The 15212-nt window shown below is 63.4% G+C and carries 18 protein-coding genes; 8 read left to right on the top strand and 10 right to left on the bottom strand.

The window, feature by feature from the left end; all coding sequences use genetic code 11:
- Window position 1 precedes the first annotated feature (1 nt).
- The gene (gene msrB / locus MK745_RS12410; protein WP_243613620.1) at window positions 2-448 is read right to left on the bottom strand and encodes a peptide-methionine (R)-S-oxide reductase MsrB; all 447 of its coding nucleotides are present in this window, start codon (window positions 446-448) and stop codon (window positions 2-4) included.
- 140 nt (window positions 449-588) lie between these two features.
- Here msrB and MK745_RS12405 point away from each other — a divergent pair, with 140 nt between their 5' ends.
- On the top strand, window positions 589-1110 hold the full coding sequence (locus MK745_RS12405; protein ID WP_243613619.1) for a glutathione peroxidase: 522 nt from the start codon (window positions 589-591) through the stop codon (window positions 1108-1110).
- 13 nt (window positions 1111-1123) lie between these two features.
- Here MK745_RS12405 and MK745_RS12400 read toward each other — a convergent pair whose 3' ends face one another.
- The 6 genes from MK745_RS12400 to MK745_RS12375 all read right to left on the bottom strand — a co-directional run bounded on the left by MK745_RS12400 (window position 1124) and on the right by MK745_RS12375 (window position 4566).
- Window positions 1124-1534: a thioredoxin family protein gene (locus tag MK745_RS12400; protein WP_243613618.1), complete on the bottom strand. Its 411-nt coding sequence runs from the start codon at window positions 1532-1534 to the stop codon at window positions 1124-1126.
- A gap of 17 nt (window positions 1535-1551) precedes the next feature.
- Window positions 1552-2265 (bottom strand): cytochrome c biogenesis CcdA family protein, encoded by a 714-nt coding sequence (locus tag MK745_RS12395; RefSeq protein WP_243613617.1) that lies wholly within the window; start codon window positions 2263-2265, stop codon window positions 1552-1554.
- A 56-nt stretch (window positions 2266-2321) separates the two neighbouring features.
- On the bottom strand, window positions 2322-3197 hold the full coding sequence (locus MK745_RS12390) for a DMT family transporter (protein ID WP_243613616.1): 876 nt from the start codon (window positions 3195-3197) through the stop codon (window positions 2322-2324).
- 208 nt (window positions 3198-3405) lie between these two features.
- Complete coding sequence (locus MK745_RS12385; RefSeq protein WP_243613615.1) at window positions 3406-3741, bottom strand: ASCH domain-containing protein; 336 nt, start codon at window positions 3739-3741, stop codon at window positions 3406-3408.
- Window positions 3738-4169, bottom strand: coding sequence for a CBS domain-containing protein (locus tag MK745_RS12380; RefSeq protein WP_243613614.1), 432 nt, complete (start codon window positions 4167-4169; stop codon window positions 3738-3740). Before MK745_RS12380 ends, MK745_RS12385 begins: the two co-directional genes overlap by 4 nt.
- Before the next feature lie 109 nt (window positions 4170-4278).
- Window positions 4279-4566, bottom strand: coding sequence for an HU family DNA-binding protein (locus MK745_RS12375; protein ID WP_243613613.1), 288 nt, complete (start codon window positions 4564-4566; stop codon window positions 4279-4281).
- Window positions 4567-4860: 294 nt separating this feature from the next.
- On the opposite strand from MK745_RS12375, the gene MK745_RS12370 reads away from it, so the two are divergent.
- A complete protein-coding gene (locus tag MK745_RS12370) occupies window positions 4861-5280 on the top strand; it encodes a glyoxalase (RefSeq protein WP_243613612.1) in 420 nt (139 codons plus the stop codon).
- Window positions 5281-5345: 65 nt separating this feature from the next.
- Window positions 5346-6101 (top strand): class II aldolase and adducin N-terminal domain-containing protein, encoded by a 756-nt coding sequence (locus MK745_RS12365; RefSeq protein ID WP_243613611.1) that lies wholly within the window; start codon window positions 5346-5348, stop codon window positions 6099-6101.
- Here the strand turns inward: MK745_RS12365 and MK745_RS12360 are convergent.
- Entirely contained in the window at window positions 6089-7027 is a 939-nt protein-coding gene (locus tag MK745_RS12360) for a GlxA family transcriptional regulator (RefSeq protein ID WP_243613641.1), read from the bottom strand. The two genes, MK745_RS12365 and MK745_RS12360, sit on opposite strands and share 13 nt — an antisense overlap.
- 72 nt (window positions 7028-7099) lie before the next feature.
- Here MK745_RS12360 and MK745_RS12355 point away from each other — a divergent pair, with 72 nt between their 5' ends.
- The 4 genes from MK745_RS12355 (at window position 7100) to MK745_RS12340 (ending at window position 11724) form a co-directional block, all read left to right on the top strand.
- On the top strand, window positions 7100-8263 hold the full coding sequence (locus MK745_RS12355; RefSeq protein WP_243613610.1) for an acyl-CoA dehydrogenase family protein: 1164 nt from the start codon (window positions 7100-7102) through the stop codon (window positions 8261-8263).
- A gap of 229 nt (window positions 8264-8492) precedes the next feature.
- Window positions 8493-10526 (top strand): acetate--CoA ligase family protein, encoded by a 2034-nt coding sequence (locus tag MK745_RS12350; RefSeq protein WP_243613609.1) that lies wholly within the window; start codon window positions 8493-8495, stop codon window positions 10524-10526.
- Entirely contained in the window at window positions 10523-11308 is a 786-nt protein-coding gene (locus tag MK745_RS12345; protein WP_243613608.1) for a carnitinyl-CoA dehydratase, read from the top strand. Before MK745_RS12350 ends, MK745_RS12345 begins: the two co-directional genes overlap by 4 nt.
- Window positions 11305-11724 (top strand): DUF1810 domain-containing protein, encoded by a 420-nt coding sequence (locus tag MK745_RS12340; protein WP_243613607.1) that lies wholly within the window; start codon window positions 11305-11307, stop codon window positions 11722-11724. The genes MK745_RS12345 and MK745_RS12340 overlap by 4 nt, the downstream gene beginning before the upstream one ends.
- Here MK745_RS12340 and MK745_RS12335 read toward each other — a convergent pair.
- A complete protein-coding gene (locus MK745_RS12335; protein ID WP_243613606.1) occupies window positions 11714-12352 on the bottom strand; it encodes a class I SAM-dependent DNA methyltransferase in 639 nt (212 codons plus the stop codon). The genes MK745_RS12340 and MK745_RS12335 overlap by 11 nt on opposite strands.
- Before the next feature lie 79 nt (window positions 12353-12431).
- Here MK745_RS12335 and MK745_RS12330 point away from each other — a divergent pair, with 79 nt between their 5' ends.
- A complete protein-coding gene (locus MK745_RS12330; protein ID WP_243613605.1) occupies window positions 12432-13280 on the top strand; it encodes an SDR family oxidoreductase in 849 nt (282 codons plus the stop codon).
- On the opposite strand, the gene dxs is transcribed toward MK745_RS12330, so the two are convergent.
- Window positions 13277-15205 carry a 1-deoxy-D-xylulose-5-phosphate synthase gene (gene dxs, locus MK745_RS12325; protein ID WP_243613604.1) on the bottom strand — a complete coding sequence of 643 codons (1929 nt, stop codon included), beginning with the start codon at window positions 15203-15205 and terminating at the stop codon, window positions 13277-13279. The genes MK745_RS12330 and dxs overlap by 4 nt on opposite strands.
- Window positions 15206-15212: the final 7 nt, after the last annotated feature.

Genomic DNA, 15212 nt, shown 5'->3' with positions numbered 1-15212 from the left:
CTCAGATCTCCTCCACTTGCGGAATATAGGCGCCATAGCCCTCGGCCTCCATGTCGTCGCGATGCACAAAGCGCAGGCTTGCCGAGTTGATGCAATAGCGCAGGCCGCCCCGGTCGACGGGGCCGTCGGGGAAGACATGGCCAAGGTGGCTATCCCCATCACGCGAACGGACCTCGGTACGGATCATACCATGAGTCGCGTCGTGATGCTCGGTCACGTGGGTGGTATCGATGGGTTTGGTGAAACTTGGCCAGCCGCAGCCGGATTCGTATTTGTCGGACGACGCAAAGAGCGGTTCGCCAGAGACGATATCGACATAGATGCCCGGCTCCTTGTTATGCAGGTGTTCGCCGGTGCCGGGGCGTTCGGTGCCGCTCTGCTGGGTGACCCAGTATTGTTCCTCCGTGAGCGCAGCCACGGCTTCGGGGGTTTTTCGGTAGGTGGTCATCGCGGCCTCCATGTCCTGTTTTCGCCTGAATAGTAGATGGTGTGGCGGCGAGAAATACAAACGCCTTGTTACCAATCCTGACGCGAAGGTGATCTGATCGGGGCCGGGATGCGTATAGAAAGGCAAAAAGGGAGTGTATCATGCGCTATGTGGTTGCTTTTGTTTTCGCCCTCTTGGCCGCGCCGTTGAGCGCGCTTCAGCTCGACGCGCCGTTTCAGAATATCGACGGTGGTAGCCTTCGGATTTCCGACTGGGCCGGACAGCCTGTGCTTGTCGTGAACACGGCGTCGCGTTGTGGCTTCACGCCGCAATATGAGGGGCTTCAGGCGCTCTATGATCGCTATCGCGATGCGGGTCTTGTGGTGTTGGCCGTGCCGTCGGACGACTTTCGTCAGGAGCTTTCGAGCGACGAAGAGGTCAAGGCGTTCTGCGAGATGACCTATGGGATCGACATGCCGATGACCGGTGTCACCCATGTGAAAGGCAGCAAGGCGCATCCTTTCTTTGCCTCGCTCAAGAAGGAGGCCGGGTTTGCGCCGCGGTGGAATTTCAACAAGGTTCTGATCGCGCCGGACGGGTCGGTTGCGGCGACATATCGGTCCCGCACGCAGCCTCTTTCGGGCGCGATCACCAAGGAGGTCGAGGCGCTATTGGCGCAGTGACCTCCCTGTCTTCTTAGGCCATGGCCGCCTTGAGCGCGGTATCCATCAACGCCTTGATCCCGTCGCGCGAGGTTTCGGCGACGACGCGGCCAAGTTCTTCATCGCCACGCAGGACGACGAGAGTCGAGCGGCGCGGGATTTGCAGGCGGCGGGTCAGATCGTCCTTGGCGTAGTCGTCCCAATCCACATTGATGAAGGTGATGTTGGCCTCATACGCGGGGTCTTCGGCCTTGAGCGCGTTAATGACCTTTTCCTGTGCTTTACAGGTGCCGCACCAGCTTGCCTTGAAATCAAGGAAGACGGTTTCCCCGGCGGCGAGGCGCTCGTCGACGAGGCCGGGGGTATAGGCTGTGGCCGATGCGAGGGCGGTGCGGGGGAGCGCGAGGGTTGCGGCTGAGAGGGCAAGAAAGTCGCGACGTTTCATGGGCTTTTCCTTTTTGGTCAGAGGGAAACAGAGAGGTTGAGGAGCCAGTCCGGCATCACGCCAAGGAGCCATGCCTCGACCATGTGATGCAGGTTGAAGAGAAGGGCGAGGCCGACAGCGACAAAGACAACCCCCATCGCCGGGCGCGCGGCATGGGCGATGCGGCGCATGAGGGCTTGGCGGCGTTGCAGGGCCGATCGCGCGCCGTAGCCAAGGACGAGGATGATCGTCGAGACGCCAAGGGCGAAGGCGACCATGATAAGGCCGGCCCAGAAGAGATCATTGCCTTGGCTTGCCAGTGAAATCGCGCCGCCGAGGGTCGGGCCGACGCAGGGGCTCCAGACCGCGCCGAGCAGCATACCGCCAAGAAACTGCCCGCGCAGTGTTGAGCGGTCGACGGTATCTAGGCCGCTATCGGCGGAGGCTGCGACGCCCGCCGTCGCCGTTGTGAAGGCGGCAGAAAAGCGCGGCACGAGAAGCACGAGGCCGAAGGCGACCATAAGCGCCGCGCCGCCCTTGGCGATGTCTTCTTGGGTCAGGCCGAGCGCATAGCCGAAGGCTGTGACGCCGAGGCCAAGCACCACGAAAGAGAGCGACATGCCGAGGGCAAGAAAGGCGGGGCCATGGCGCGACGCCTGTAGCGCGGTGGCCAACACGATGGGCAACACCGGCAGGACGCATGGGTTGATCAGGGTCAGCAGACCAGCGGCATAGGCAAAGACGAGTTCCATATATAGGACATGCCGCGATGGGGCCGTCCTGTCATCTCAAAGCTTCTGACGCGGGATCACTTGGGCGTGTGGGTTTGTTTCGAAAGCTGCACGGCGAGGATCCCTGCCGAGATGATGGCGACGCCGATTACGTCCATGATCCCAAGGGCTTCGCCAAGGAGGAGCGCAGCGATGGCGACGCCGAAGAAGGGATTGAGGAAGTGGAAGGTTGCGGCCTTCACGGCCCCGATCCGGGCGACAAGCGCGAACCAGATGAAGGTCGCAAGCAGGCCCGGCGCGAAGATCGTGTAGGTCAGCGCGGTGATCATTTTCGGGTTCCAGTTGAACTCCCACGTCTCAAAGAGAAGCGAGGCGAAGAAGAGCACGATGGCGCCGACGAACATCTGTAGGCCGACGATCATCATCATGTTGCCGCTCGCTGTGACGCCGCGCATGGTCAGGGTGGCGACGGCAAGGGCGACGGCGCCGATCAGGCAATAGGCGATGCCGAGCATATCGACCCCGGCGCTCATTCGGGAGCCCATGATGAGGATCACCCCGGCAAAGCCGAGGACGAGGCCGAGTGCGGCAAGTTTGGTCAGTCTTTCCGACAGGAAAGCCCAGCCTGCAAAGGCCACGATGAGCGGCATGGAGGAGGCGATGATCGAAGCGAGGGAGGCTTCGACCGTGGTCATGGCGAGGAAATTCAGGCCGAGATAGAGCGCGTTCTGGCAGAGGCCAAAGACGAAGGTCGCGCGCCATTGTTCGCGGGTCAGGTTCCAGTTCTGGCCCATGGCGCGGGCGATGAGGACGCCGATGATGCCGGCGATGGCAAAGCGGATGGCGGAGATCGCGAAGGGCGGGGCGTCGGCGACGATGATGCGGGCAGAGGTGAAGGCCGAGGACCAAATGAGGGCAAAGAGGAGGCCCATGCCGATTGCGCGAATGTCCATGGGCTTTGCCTCACATGTTAATCTTGCCGGGATGTAAACGCATTGTGCGCCGGGCTGCAAGCAGCCGGGCGAATCACCCGCGCGTCACCGTGGTTAACAAAGGCCCACATGGGAAAATCGCGGCTCGGTATCGCGTCGGTATCACGTCGGTATTGCGGTGGTGTGCGAGACGGTGAACCCCGTCCTTACCGCAACGCGCGATGGTAAATCAGCCGTGCGGACGCAACGCGAACTCGATCACCTGCACCTCGTCCGAGAGCGTGATTTCTGGGTAGTGCTCACGCATCCCTTCGAGCATGACGGGATCAGGCCAGTCTTTGGCTCGGCCGACAAAGGCGGCGGCCTTGGACAGCGGCATATCGGTGCAGCGCGTGGCGGTCACGTCGACGGTTTTCGAGGGGTCGCCCTCCATCGCAAAGCGCAGGGGGCCGGGAACGATCCGCGCCTCGCGCCAGCGGATGGTCGAGGTCTTGGCCCCGCTCAGGATCTCGGGGAAGAGCCGGTCCACGACAAGGAGCGTCTTCGCCGGGATTGGCCCGGTCATGCCATATCGTCGGCGTGGGAGGAGGACATTTCGCGGAAGCGTTCGAACATCATCACGTATTCCGCCGGGATGTCGCGGAAGGAGAGCAGGCCAACCAAGCGGCCGTCTTCCAGTACCGGCAGATGGCGGAAGGCATCGCCAAGTTTCGCGGCGAGCGCGTCGGACACCTTGTCGTCAATCCCGACGGTGACGGGGTCGGGGGTCATGACCTCGGCGGCAGTCGCGGTATCGGAGGCAAGCCCGGCTGCCGTGCCTTTGAAAACGATGTCGCGTTCGGAGATGATCCCGACAAGCGCATCGCCGGAGAGAACAGCCACAGCGCCGACCCGTTTCTCGGCCATGAGCCGCGCCGTCTCGCGCAGCGTGGTGTCGGGGGTCACGGAATAGACGGGGCGAGTGCCAAGGATCTTGCGGAGGGTTGTTGTCATCGTGGGTCTCTTTCTTTTCGCCACTATGAGACGCGGAAAAGGACGCTGCAACACAAGAAAAAAGGGCCGCCGAAGCGACCCTTTTCGGAATATCCAGATCTTGAAGGGATCAGCCGTTGACGCTGTCCTTCAGGGCCTTCGCGATGGTCATTTTGACCACTTTGTCGGCGTCTTTCTTGATCTGCTCGCCGGTGGCGGGGTTGCGCACCATGCGCTCGGGGCGCTCGCGGCAGTAGATCTTGCCGACGCCCGGAAGGGTCACGGCACCGCCGCCCGACACTTCGCGGGTGATCACGGCGCACACGGCTTCGAGTGCGGCGTTAGCGGATTTTTTGTCTGCGCCCATTTCTTCGGCCAGAGCGGCAACGAGTTGGGTCTTGGTCATCGGTTTTGCCATATTACAGGTCTCCTGTTCTGCCCGAAGTTGGGCCTCGTGCCGGGCATTTAAGGGGATATGAACCGGGAACACAACGAATTGTCAGACGAAAAATTGCGAAAAACAGCGGTTATCCACCGATTTTTGACCAAAAGGGCTGAAAATTTGGGGTTTGCCGTCGCGACAGGGCCGAATAGGCGGGAAAATACGCGTTCTCGGAGAGGTTGCGCCGGGGGTGCTTCGCGCGGCGTTGACAGGGGTGACAGGTGCGATCAAGGCTTCGCTCGGTAGGATTGCAGGTTGTGGGAGGCCCCTATGGATTACGACGCCGTTGGCCCGGCAGAGTTCGGCGCGTCGCTGCGCGGGATTGGGTTGAACCTCTTGGTGCGGGATGTGACCGCCCATTGCACCCTTCTCAAGACGGTGTTCGGGATCGAGGCGTTTCAGCCGACGGCGGATTTCGCGATCCTGCGCTATGGGGATCAGGTCTTTCAGATTCATAGCGATGCCACCTATGCGACCAATCCGCTCCTCGGGCTTCTACCGGAGGCCCCGCCACGCGGCGCGGGGATCGAGATTCGGCTCTATGATACGGACCCGGACGAGGCGGTGGTACGGGGCGAAGAGGCCGGGATGCATGTGCTTCAACCGCCTACGGACAAGCCGCACGGGCTACGAGAAGCCTATCTCTTGTGCCCGGATGGCTATGCATGGGTGCCGTCGCGGGCCCTTTAGATTTCTCTTTGCAAAGCGCGGGCCGGGCGGGCAGGCTCGGACGGGTGAGAGCAAGGAGAGACGAGATGAGCGTGACCGACATTCGGCCCAACATGGATTTCTGGCAAGAGCGGGTCGACCTCGCGGCGGCGTTCCGTTGGACCGCGCGGCTTCATATGCATGAGGGCGTGGCGAACCACTTCAGCCTTGCGATCAACGAGGACGGCACAAAGTTCCTCATGAACCCCAACCAGATGCATTTCAGCCGCATCAAGGCGAGCGACCTGATCGTGGTCGATGCCAATGATCCCGAGACGCTTGAGGGGCCAGATGCACCGGACCCGACTGCCTGGGGGTTGCATGGGGGGATTCACCGCCATTGCCCGCATGCGCGTTGTGCGATGCATGTGCATTCGATTCATGCGACCGTGCTGGCGAGCCTTGCCGATAGCACTCTGCCGCCGATCGACCAGAACTGTGCCACGTTTTTCAATCGCTATGTGATCGACGATGGCTATGGCGGGTTGGCGTTCGAGAGCGAGGGGGAGCGCTGTGCGGCGCTTCTCACCGATCCGAAGAAGAAGGTCATGATCATGGGCAACCACGGGATCATGATTATCGGCGAGACCGTCGCGGAGACGTTCAACCGGCTCTACTATTTCGAGCGCGCGGCGGAGACCTATATCCGCGCGTTGCAGACGGGGCGGCCCCTTCGGGTCTTGTCCGACGAGGTGGCGGAGAAGACGGCGCAAGAGCTTGAGGATTACCCCGAGCAGGACGCGCGCCATTTGGCCGAGTTGAAAGCGATCTTGGACGAAGAAGGGTCGAGCTACGCGCGCTGACGCAAGGCGCGCGGGGTTGTGGCGAATTCCGCCCGAAAAGCGCGGGTCATGGCGGCGGGGTCGTCATAGCCGCTCCGAAGGGCGATCTCGGCAATGGAGAGGTCACTATCGAGGGTCAGCTTGCGCGCAAGGTTGAGGCGCAGGCGGCGGTAGACCTTGGCCGGGGCGGCGCCGAGCGTGGCCCGCATCCGCGCCTCGAGAGATTTCTGCGACAAGCCTGCGCGCCGCGCGACTTCGGGGATGGGAAGGGGATCTTCGAGGTGATCCTGCATCAAAGCCAGCGCACGGTTGACCGCGCGGCTTGCGGGCTGGGCGCTATGAGAGCGGGCGGAGTCGCGGGTCATGAAAAGCTGGGCCACCTCGAGGGCAAGAGCGTGGCCGTGTTCGGCGGCGATCCTGTCCATCACAAGGTCAAACGCGGCCATGGCGCCGGAACATGTCACCCGCGCGCCGTCGATGACAAAGCGGGCGCGCTCCGTTGTGATCTCGGGGAACCGTTCGGAAAAAGCGGTCAGTTCTTCCCAGTGGATCGTGGCGCGCGACCCATTGAGAAGACCGGCCTCGGCCAAGAGCCAGCTTCCGGTATCGAGCCCTGCGAGGGTCTTGAAGCGCGGCGCGGAGGCGCGCAGGGCCGCTCCGGTCTTCCAATCAGCATGGGCGCGAAAGCCGTAGGACGGCATCACCACAAGCCAATCGCCCCGCGCCCCCGCCACACCACGATGCGGCGTCACGGGCAATCCGCTTGAGGACGCGACGAGCGCGCCGGAGAGCGACAGGAACTCCCAGCTATAGAGCGCTCTGCGCGAGAGCGTGTTGGCGGCGCGCAGGGGTTCGACCGTGTTGGCAAGGCAATGGTTGGAGAAGCCCTCGAAAAGGAGGACGCCGAAATGCTGCGAAGCGGCGGATGTTTTTTCCCATTTCTGCATGATTGAAGGGTAATTCTGCATGAAGGTTTGCGGCAAGCGGTTTCTCATGGGGGGAACCAGAGGGAGAGCCGCATGCATTTCGCGATGACCGAGGAACAGGCGATGATCGCCGAGACGACACGCGCCTTTGTCGAGACCGAGCTATACCCGCACGAGGCGGAGATCGAGCGTACCGGGCATCTTGATATGGACGTGGTGCGCGAGGTTCAGGCCAAGGCGATGGAGGCCGGGCTATACGCCGCCAACATGCCCGAAGAAGTTGGCGGCGCGGGGCTCGATACGCTGAGCTGGCTTCTTTATGAGAAAGAGCTTGGGCGGGCGAATTACGCGCTGCATTGGACCGGAGTGGCGCGGCCGTCGAATATCCTTTTGGCCGGGACCGAGGCGCAGAAGGAGAAATACCTTTTCCCCTGTATGCGTGGCGAGAAATGGGACTGTCTTGCCATGACGGAGCCGGGGGCGGGGTCGGACCTGCGCGGTATGCGGGCAAGTGCGCGACGCGACGGCGGCGACTGGGTTCTCAACGGCACCAAGCATTTCATCAGCCATGCCGACATCGCCGATTTTGCCATCGTGTTCATGGCGACGGGCGAAGAAGAGACACCGCGTGGACCAAAGAAGAAGATCACGGCGTTTTTCGTCGACAAGGGCACGCCGGGGTTCACCGTCCGCGAAGGGTATCGGAATGTCTCGCACCGGGGCTATTCCAACGCGGTGATGGAGTTTGACGATTGCCGCCTGCCGCAGGAGGCCGTGCTCGGCGAGGTCGATAAGGGATTCGAGGTCGCCAATACCTGGCTCGGCGCGACGCGGTTGCAGGTCGCGGCGACCTGTCTGGGCCGGGCCGACCGGGCGCTTGGCCATGCGGTCTCTTATGCCGCCGAGCGCAAACAGTTCGGCCAGCAGATCGGCAAGTTTCAGGGCGTGTCCTTCAAGCTCGCCGATATGGCGCTCGAGTTGAAGGCGGCGGAATTGCTCACATGGGAAGCCGGGTGGAAATTCGATCAGGGCACGGTCTCTGAGGCGGATATGGCGATGGCCAAGTTGAAGGCGACAGAGATGCTTGCCTTCGTGGCCGACGAGGCGATCCAGATCCATGGCGGGATGGGGCTGATGGACGAGCTGCCGCTTGAACGGATCTGGCGCGATGCGCGGGTCGAGAGGATCTGGGAAGGCACAAGCGAGATTCAGCGTCACATCATCAGCCGCGAGCTTTTGCGGCCACTGGGGGGATGAGATTTCATGCCTCCGGCGGGGATATTTCTGGCAAGAGGAAAAGGGGGTGCCGCGAAAGCACCCCCCACGGAAAAGGCGATGCCTCTTCCCCTTGCACGGCCATCGGCGTCCCCGCCTGTGCCGCAAGACCATCGTGGCGCATTAAGGTTAATGCTTCGTGTCTTCCTCTTGCTGAAAGTATCCCCGCCGGAGGCTCCGACATTTCCATCACAGACCGAGGTTTGAGGGAATGAGCCGGTTTTCGAGACTATTTCAGCCCAATAGCGTCGCCGTGATCGGTGGCGGTGCGTGGTGCCGGGCGGTGATCGCGCAGTGCCGTGCGATGGGATTCGCGGGAGAGATCTGGGCCGTGCATCCCAAGGCAGAGGTGGTCGCGGGCGTGCCGGCGGTGGCGCGGATCGAGGACCTGCCCGGCGTGCCGGATGCGGCGTTCATCGGAGTCAACCGGCATGTGACCGTCGACGCCGTGCGCCTTCTGGCCGAGCGGGGCGCGGGCGGCGCAGTCTGTTTCGCCAGCGGATTCCTTGAGGCAGAGGCCGAGGATGCGGCGGGCGCGGGGCTACAGGCGGCGCTTCTTGAGGCGGCGGGAGAGATGCCGATCCTTGGGCCGAATTGCTATGGCTTCATCAACTACCTTGACCGGGTACTGCTCTGGCCGGATCAGCATGGCGGCAAGCCGGTTGAGAGCGGTGTCGCGATCCTTACGCAGAGTTCGAATATCGCGCTCAACATGACGATGCAGGCACGGGGCGTGCCGTTGGCCTATGTCGTCACGGCGGGCAATCAGGCGCAGGTGGGCGTTGCCGAGATCGGGCGGGCGCTTCTCGCCGATCCGCGGGTGACGGCGCTGGGCCTGCATCTTGAGGGGATTGGCGATTTGCGGGCCTTTGAGGCGCTGGCCGCGGAGGCGCGCCGCGCAGGGAAAAGGATCGTCGCGCTCAAGGTCGGAAAATCGGATCAGGCGCAGGCGGCGACGGTGTCGCATACCGCTTCGCTTGCCGGTGGCGACGCGGGGGCGGATGCGCTCTTGCGACGGCTTGGTATGGCGCGGGTCGGCTCTGTTCCGGCGTTTCTCGAGACGTTGAAGCTCTTGCATGTGACGGGGGGGCTCGAGAGCAATCGGATTGCTTCGGTCAGTTGTTCGGGCGGCGAGGCGAGCCTCATGGCGGATATGGGCGAAGGGCGGGACGTGGTGTTTCCGCCGCTCAACGCGCGGCAGGAGGGCGCGTTGCGCGCCGTGCTTGGGCCGATGGTGGCGCTGGCCAATCCGCTCGATTACCACACCTATATCTGGCGCGACACGGAGGCGATGACGCGGGCCTTTGCGGCGGTCGCCGATCCGGGGCTTGGCATGGTGCTTGTCGTGGTGGATTTCCCGCGCGCGGATCGCTGTGATCCGGGCGATTGGGATTGCGCGATTGAGGCGGTGATCGGGGCGCGGGCGCGCAGTGGGCGGCCCGTCGCGATGGTGGCGAGTCTGCCGGAGTTGATGCCGGAGGCGGTTGCCGAGCGGCTCATGCAGGCCGGTGTGGTGCCGTTCTTTGGCTTTGACGAGGCGCTTGCGGCCTGTGCCGCGGGGGCGATTCCGATGCCGGGGGATGTGCCGCCGATCTACCTTCCAACAGAGACTATTTCAGCGGAACTCGTCCCTGAAGCAGAGGCCAAGGCGCGGCTTGCGGGCTATGGGCTGCGGGTGCCGGGGGCGGCGCGCGCAGCGAGCCCGGAGGCCGCAGGCGCGGCGGCGGACCGGATCGGAGTTCCTGTCGTTCTCAAGGGCGAAGGGGTGGCGCATAAGAGCGAGGCGGGGGCGGTTGTCCTTGGTCTTGAGAGCGCAGAGGCCGTGGAGGCGGCGGCGCGCGCGATGCCCTGCGAGGCGTTCCTTGTCGAAGAGATGGTGACGGGGGCGGTGGTCGAATTGTTGATCGGGGTGGTGAAAGACCCGGCGCATGGGTTTGTCCTCACGATTGGCGCGGGGGGCGTCCTGACCGAGATCATGCAGGACAGCCAGAGCCTCCTCTTGCCCGTGACCGACGACATGATCGACGGGGCGCTTGATGCGCTGCGCATGGCGCCGATGCTTGCCGGGTTCCGGGGACAGAAGGCGGCGGACCGGCCTGCGATCCATGCAGCGATCCGCGCGGTGGAGGCCTATGTCCTTGCCAATGCGACGGGTCTTGAAGAGATTGAAATTAACCCGCTTCTCTGCACGCCCGAGGGGGCGATTGCGGCGGATGCGTTGATGCGACGAAAGGATAGGCAATGAGCGACAGCCCGGTAAAAACACGGCGCGAAGGCGCCATTCTCGAGGTGACGCTCGCCCGGCCCAAGGCGAACGCGATCGACCTTGAGACGAGCAAGATCATGGGCGACGTGTTTGCCGATTTCCGAGATGATCCGGAATTGCGGGTCGCGATCATCACCGGGGGCGGCGAGAAGTTCTTTTGTCCCGGTTGGGATCTCAAGGCGGCGGCGGGCGGCGATGCGGTCGATGGCGATTATGGCGTCGGGGGCTTTGGCGGCCTTCAGGAAATGCGCGACATGAACAAGCCGATCATCGCGGCGGTCAATGGGATTGCCTGTGGCGGGGGGCTCGAATTGATGATTTCCGCCGATATCATCCTTGCCGCCGATCATGCGCAGTTTGCCTTGCCGGAGATCCGGTCGGGGACGGTCGCGGATGCGGCGACGGTCAAGCTTCCGAAGCGGATACCGTATCACGTTGCGATGGAGCTTCTCCTGACGGGGCGGTGGTTCGATGTGGAAGAAGCGCGGCACTGGGGGCTCGTGAACGAGATCGTGCCGGGCGAGAGGCTCATGGAGCGAGCTTGGGTGATGGCGCGGCTTTTGGAGAGCGGGCCGCCGCTTGTCTATGCGGCGATCAAGGAGATCGTGCGCGATGCCGAGGATTCGAAGTTCCAGGACGCGATGAACCGGATCACCGGGCGGCATTTGCGGACGGTGGATATCCTCTATGGGTCCGAGGACAATCTCGAAGGGGCAAAGGCCTTTGCCGAGAAGCGCGATCCGGTGTGGAAGGGCAAATGAGGGAAGGGCTGGAGCCTTTCCTCGCGCGGCAGGCGGAGACACATGAAACCGCGCTGGCGGAGCTCTGTGCGGGGCGGAAGGTCACGCATTGGATTTGGTGGGAGTTGCCGCAGTTGCGGGGGCTTGGCCGGTCGCCGCGGGCGCATGACTATGGGTTGGAGGATTTGGCGGAGGCGGAGGCGTATCTTGCGCATCCGGTGCTCGGGCCGCGCCTGATTGAGATGTGCGCGGCGTTGCTCGCCCATGCCGACAAGAGCGCAGAGGATATCCTCGGGCCTGTGGATGCGATGAAGGTTCGGTCGACGGCGACGCTTTTTGCCCATGTAGAGGGCGCGCCGGATGTGTTTCGCCGTCTGCTCGAGACGTTTTATGGCGGGCAGGCATGCGCCGCCACGGAGGCGGAAATCAGTCTCTAACCCGCCTGAAAAGGGCAATATAGCCGGTGTCGTTCTTGTGTGGTCCGGTGGTGTTCGGGCCATAGAAGGCGCGTTCGGGGAGGGCGAGGTCGCTAATCCGGTCCGAAAGCGCGGCAAGCTTGGCTTCGAACCCGGCCGAGGCGAAATGCTTCTTGTTGATCGAGATCGCGAGGAGGCCGCCGGGTGCCGTGATCCGCAAGAGTTCGTCAAAGGCCTCGGGACCGACATGGCCGGTTGTGAAGGTGCCGGAGCTTATGATGCCGGCATAGGTCTTGTCCGGGACAGGAAGCGTCGCGGTCAGGTCGCCGGTAAAGAGGGTGCGGTAGATGCCCTTGGTCGCGGCCACGTCGAGCATTTCCTGCGAGATATCCGTAGCGTCGATCGGGCCGATCCCATGCCCCGCGAGCGCCGCGGCGCAAAGGCCCGTCCCCGCACCAACATCGAGGACCGGGGCGGGGCCGCCCTGTTCGGCGTAGAGGTCCGCGACGACCTTGGGCAGGAGGTAGTCATGATTGACGGCAAAGTCGCTGTCGTAGCTCTTGGCCCAGTCGGCATAGAGGCGTTTGGAATCTTCCGGGGTTTTGAGCGCGTAGGCCGCGTCGAGGCCGAGTTTGTCCTGATCTGTCATGGGGCCAGTGAAGCGCGCATGGACGCCGGGATCAAGTCTTGCCCTTGCAGAGGGCAGGCGCGCGCGGCAGGGTGCGCGCATGACACGCACAGTTCTATGTCTTGGATACGGGTATTCGGCGCAGGCGTTGGCTCGGCGGCTCTTGCCGCGGGGCTGGCGCGTGATTGGGACGACACGATCCGCGGAGAAGGTCGAGGCGCTTCGGGCGGGTGGGGTCGAACCGCTTTTGTGGCCCTGCGATCTTGGTGCCGCGTTGGACGGGGTGAGCCATGTGCTTGTCTCTATTGGGCCGGATGCAGAGGGCGATCCGGTCCTGCGCGAAGGGCGGGCGGTGCTCGCCAAGGCAAAGCTCGATTGGGTCGGCTATCTCTCGACCACTGGGGTTTATGGCGATCACGATGGCGGTTGGGTCGATGAAGAGACGCCCACCGGCGCCGCGACGGAGCGCGGGCAGCGGCGGGTTCTTGCAGAGCAAGACTGGCTCGGGATCGATGGCCTGCCGGTGCATGTGTTCCGGCTTGCCGGGATCTATGGCCCCGGGCGCGGGCCGTTTGCGAAATTGCGCCGGGGGGTGGCGCAGCGGATCATCAAGAAAAACCAGGTGTTCAGCCGCATTCATGTTGAGGATATCGCGCGGGTGCTTGAGGCGTCGATCGCGCGGCCCGATCCGGGGCGGGTCTATAACGTCTGTGACGACGATCCGCAGCCGCCGGAAGTTGTCCTTGAACATGCCGCCGAGATGCTCGGGATTGCGCCGCCGCCAGCCGTTCCGTTTGAAGAGGCCGAAATGTCGCCCATGGCGCGCAGTTTCTATGCCGATAGCAAGCGGGTCCGGAACGACCGGATCAAGGATGAACTTGGGGTCAAACTGGCCTACCCGACGCATATGGACGGGTTAAGGGCGATCTTGAAGGCGGAGGGCGCCTAAGCGCGTTTGCTTCCGATCTGGGCGATGCCGAGCGTGTCGAGCACCTTGGCCTCGATATGTTCGGCGTTCATCTTGGCGTCGGCATACATGGCGGTGGGGCTGCCGTGGTCGATGAAGGTATCGGGCAGGACCATGGAGCGGTATTTCAGCCCGGTATCAAAGACACCGTTTTCCGCCAGAAGCTGCGCCACGTGTGAGCCGAAACCGCCGATGGCGCCTTCCTCGATGGTGATGAGCGCCTCGTGATTGGCGGCGAGGGTGAGGATTAGTTCCTCATCAAGCGGCTTGGCGAAACGGGCGTCGGCGATGGTCGGCGTGATGCCGCGCGCGGCGAGGGCCTCGGCAGCCTTGCGGACCTCTTCGAGGCGGGTGCCGAAAGACAGGATGGCGACGCGCTTGCCGTCCTGGATCATGCGGCCCTTGCCGATCTCGAGCGGCGTGCCGCGTTCGGGCAGATCGACACCGACACCTTCGCCACGCGGGTAGCGGAAGGCGATGGGGCCGTCGTCATGGGCCACGGCGGTGGCGACCATATGCATCAGCTCGGCCTCGTCGGCGGCGGCCATCACGGTCATGCCGGGGAGGTTGGCCATATAGGCGATGTCGAAGCTGCCGGCGTGGGTCGCGCCGTCGGCGCCGACAAGGCCTGCACGGTCGATGGCGAAACGCACGGGCAGGCGTTGCACGGCGACATCATGCACGACCTGATCGTAGCCCCGCTGTAGGAAGGTCGAATACATGGTGCAGAAGGGTTTCATCCCGCCCGCGGCGAGCGCGGCAGAGAAGGTCACGCCATGTTGTTCGGCAATCGCCACGTCGAAACAGCGGCTTGGGTAGCGTTCGGCAAAGAGGTTGAGGCCAGTGCCGTCAGGCATGGCGGCGGTCACGGCGCAGATGCGGCTATCGCGAGCGGCCTCGTCGACAAGCGCCTTGCCGAAGACCGAGGTATAGGAGGGCGCGTTGGAGGGCGCTTTGCGCTGTTTGCCGGTCGGGACGTCGAATTGCGCCGTGGCGTGGCCCCGGTCACGGGCGGTCTCAGCCGGGGCATAGCCCTTGCCCTTTTTGGTGATGATATGGAGCATCACAGGCCCGGTGGCGCGCTGGTGGATGGTGCGCAGGACGGGGAGGAGCTGATCCATGTCGTGGCCATCAATGGGGCCGACATAGGAAAAGCCAAGTTCCTCGAAGAGGGTTCCGCCGACGGTCATGCCCTTGAGCATTTCCTTGGCGCGTTTGGCGCCTTCGCGGAAGGGTTCGGGCAGAAGCGAGACCGCGCCCTTGGCGGCGGCCTTGAACTCCTGAAAAGGTTCGCCCGCGTAGAGGCGCGTGAGGTAGTTGGACATGGCGCCGACGGGCGGCGCGATGGACATTTCGTTGTCATTTAGGACGACGAAGAGGCGTTTGCCGAGGTGGCCGGCGTTGTTCATCGCCTCATAGGCCATGCCCGCCGAGATCGCGCCATCGCCGATCACCGCCACGGCATCGCCAAGCCCGCCTTCGCAGGAGCCGCCAAGATCGCGCGCCACGGCAAAGCCGAGGGCGGCGGAAATCGAGGTCGAGCTATGGCCCGCACCAAAGGGATCGTGGATATTCTCGCTCCGCTTGGTGAAACCCGAGAGGCCGTCCCGTTGGCGCAGGGTGCGGATACGGTCGCGACGACCGGTGAGAATTTTATGCGGGTAGCATTGGTGACCCACGTCCCAGATCAGCTTGTCCTTGGGTGTGTCAAAGATGGCATGAAGCGCGACGGTCAGTTCCACGACACCAAGCCCCGCCCCGAGATGGCCACCCGTTTCCGACACGGCCGAGATCGTCTCGTTGCGCAGCTCACCGGCGAGCTGGGTCAGCTCGGCATCGGACAGTTTCTTGAGGTCCGCGGGGCTTTGCACACGGTCAAGAAGCGGGGTTTCGGGTCTGGCAGACATGCGCCAT

It is taken from the genome of Shimia aestuarii (assembly GCF_022814865.1).
Taxonomy (GTDB): domain Bacteria; phylum Pseudomonadota; class Alphaproteobacteria; order Rhodobacterales; family Rhodobacteraceae; genus Shimia; species Shimia aestuarii_A.
Note: the sequence above shows the minus strand (reverse complement) of the source record. Positions and strands in the feature narration are given on the sequence as shown.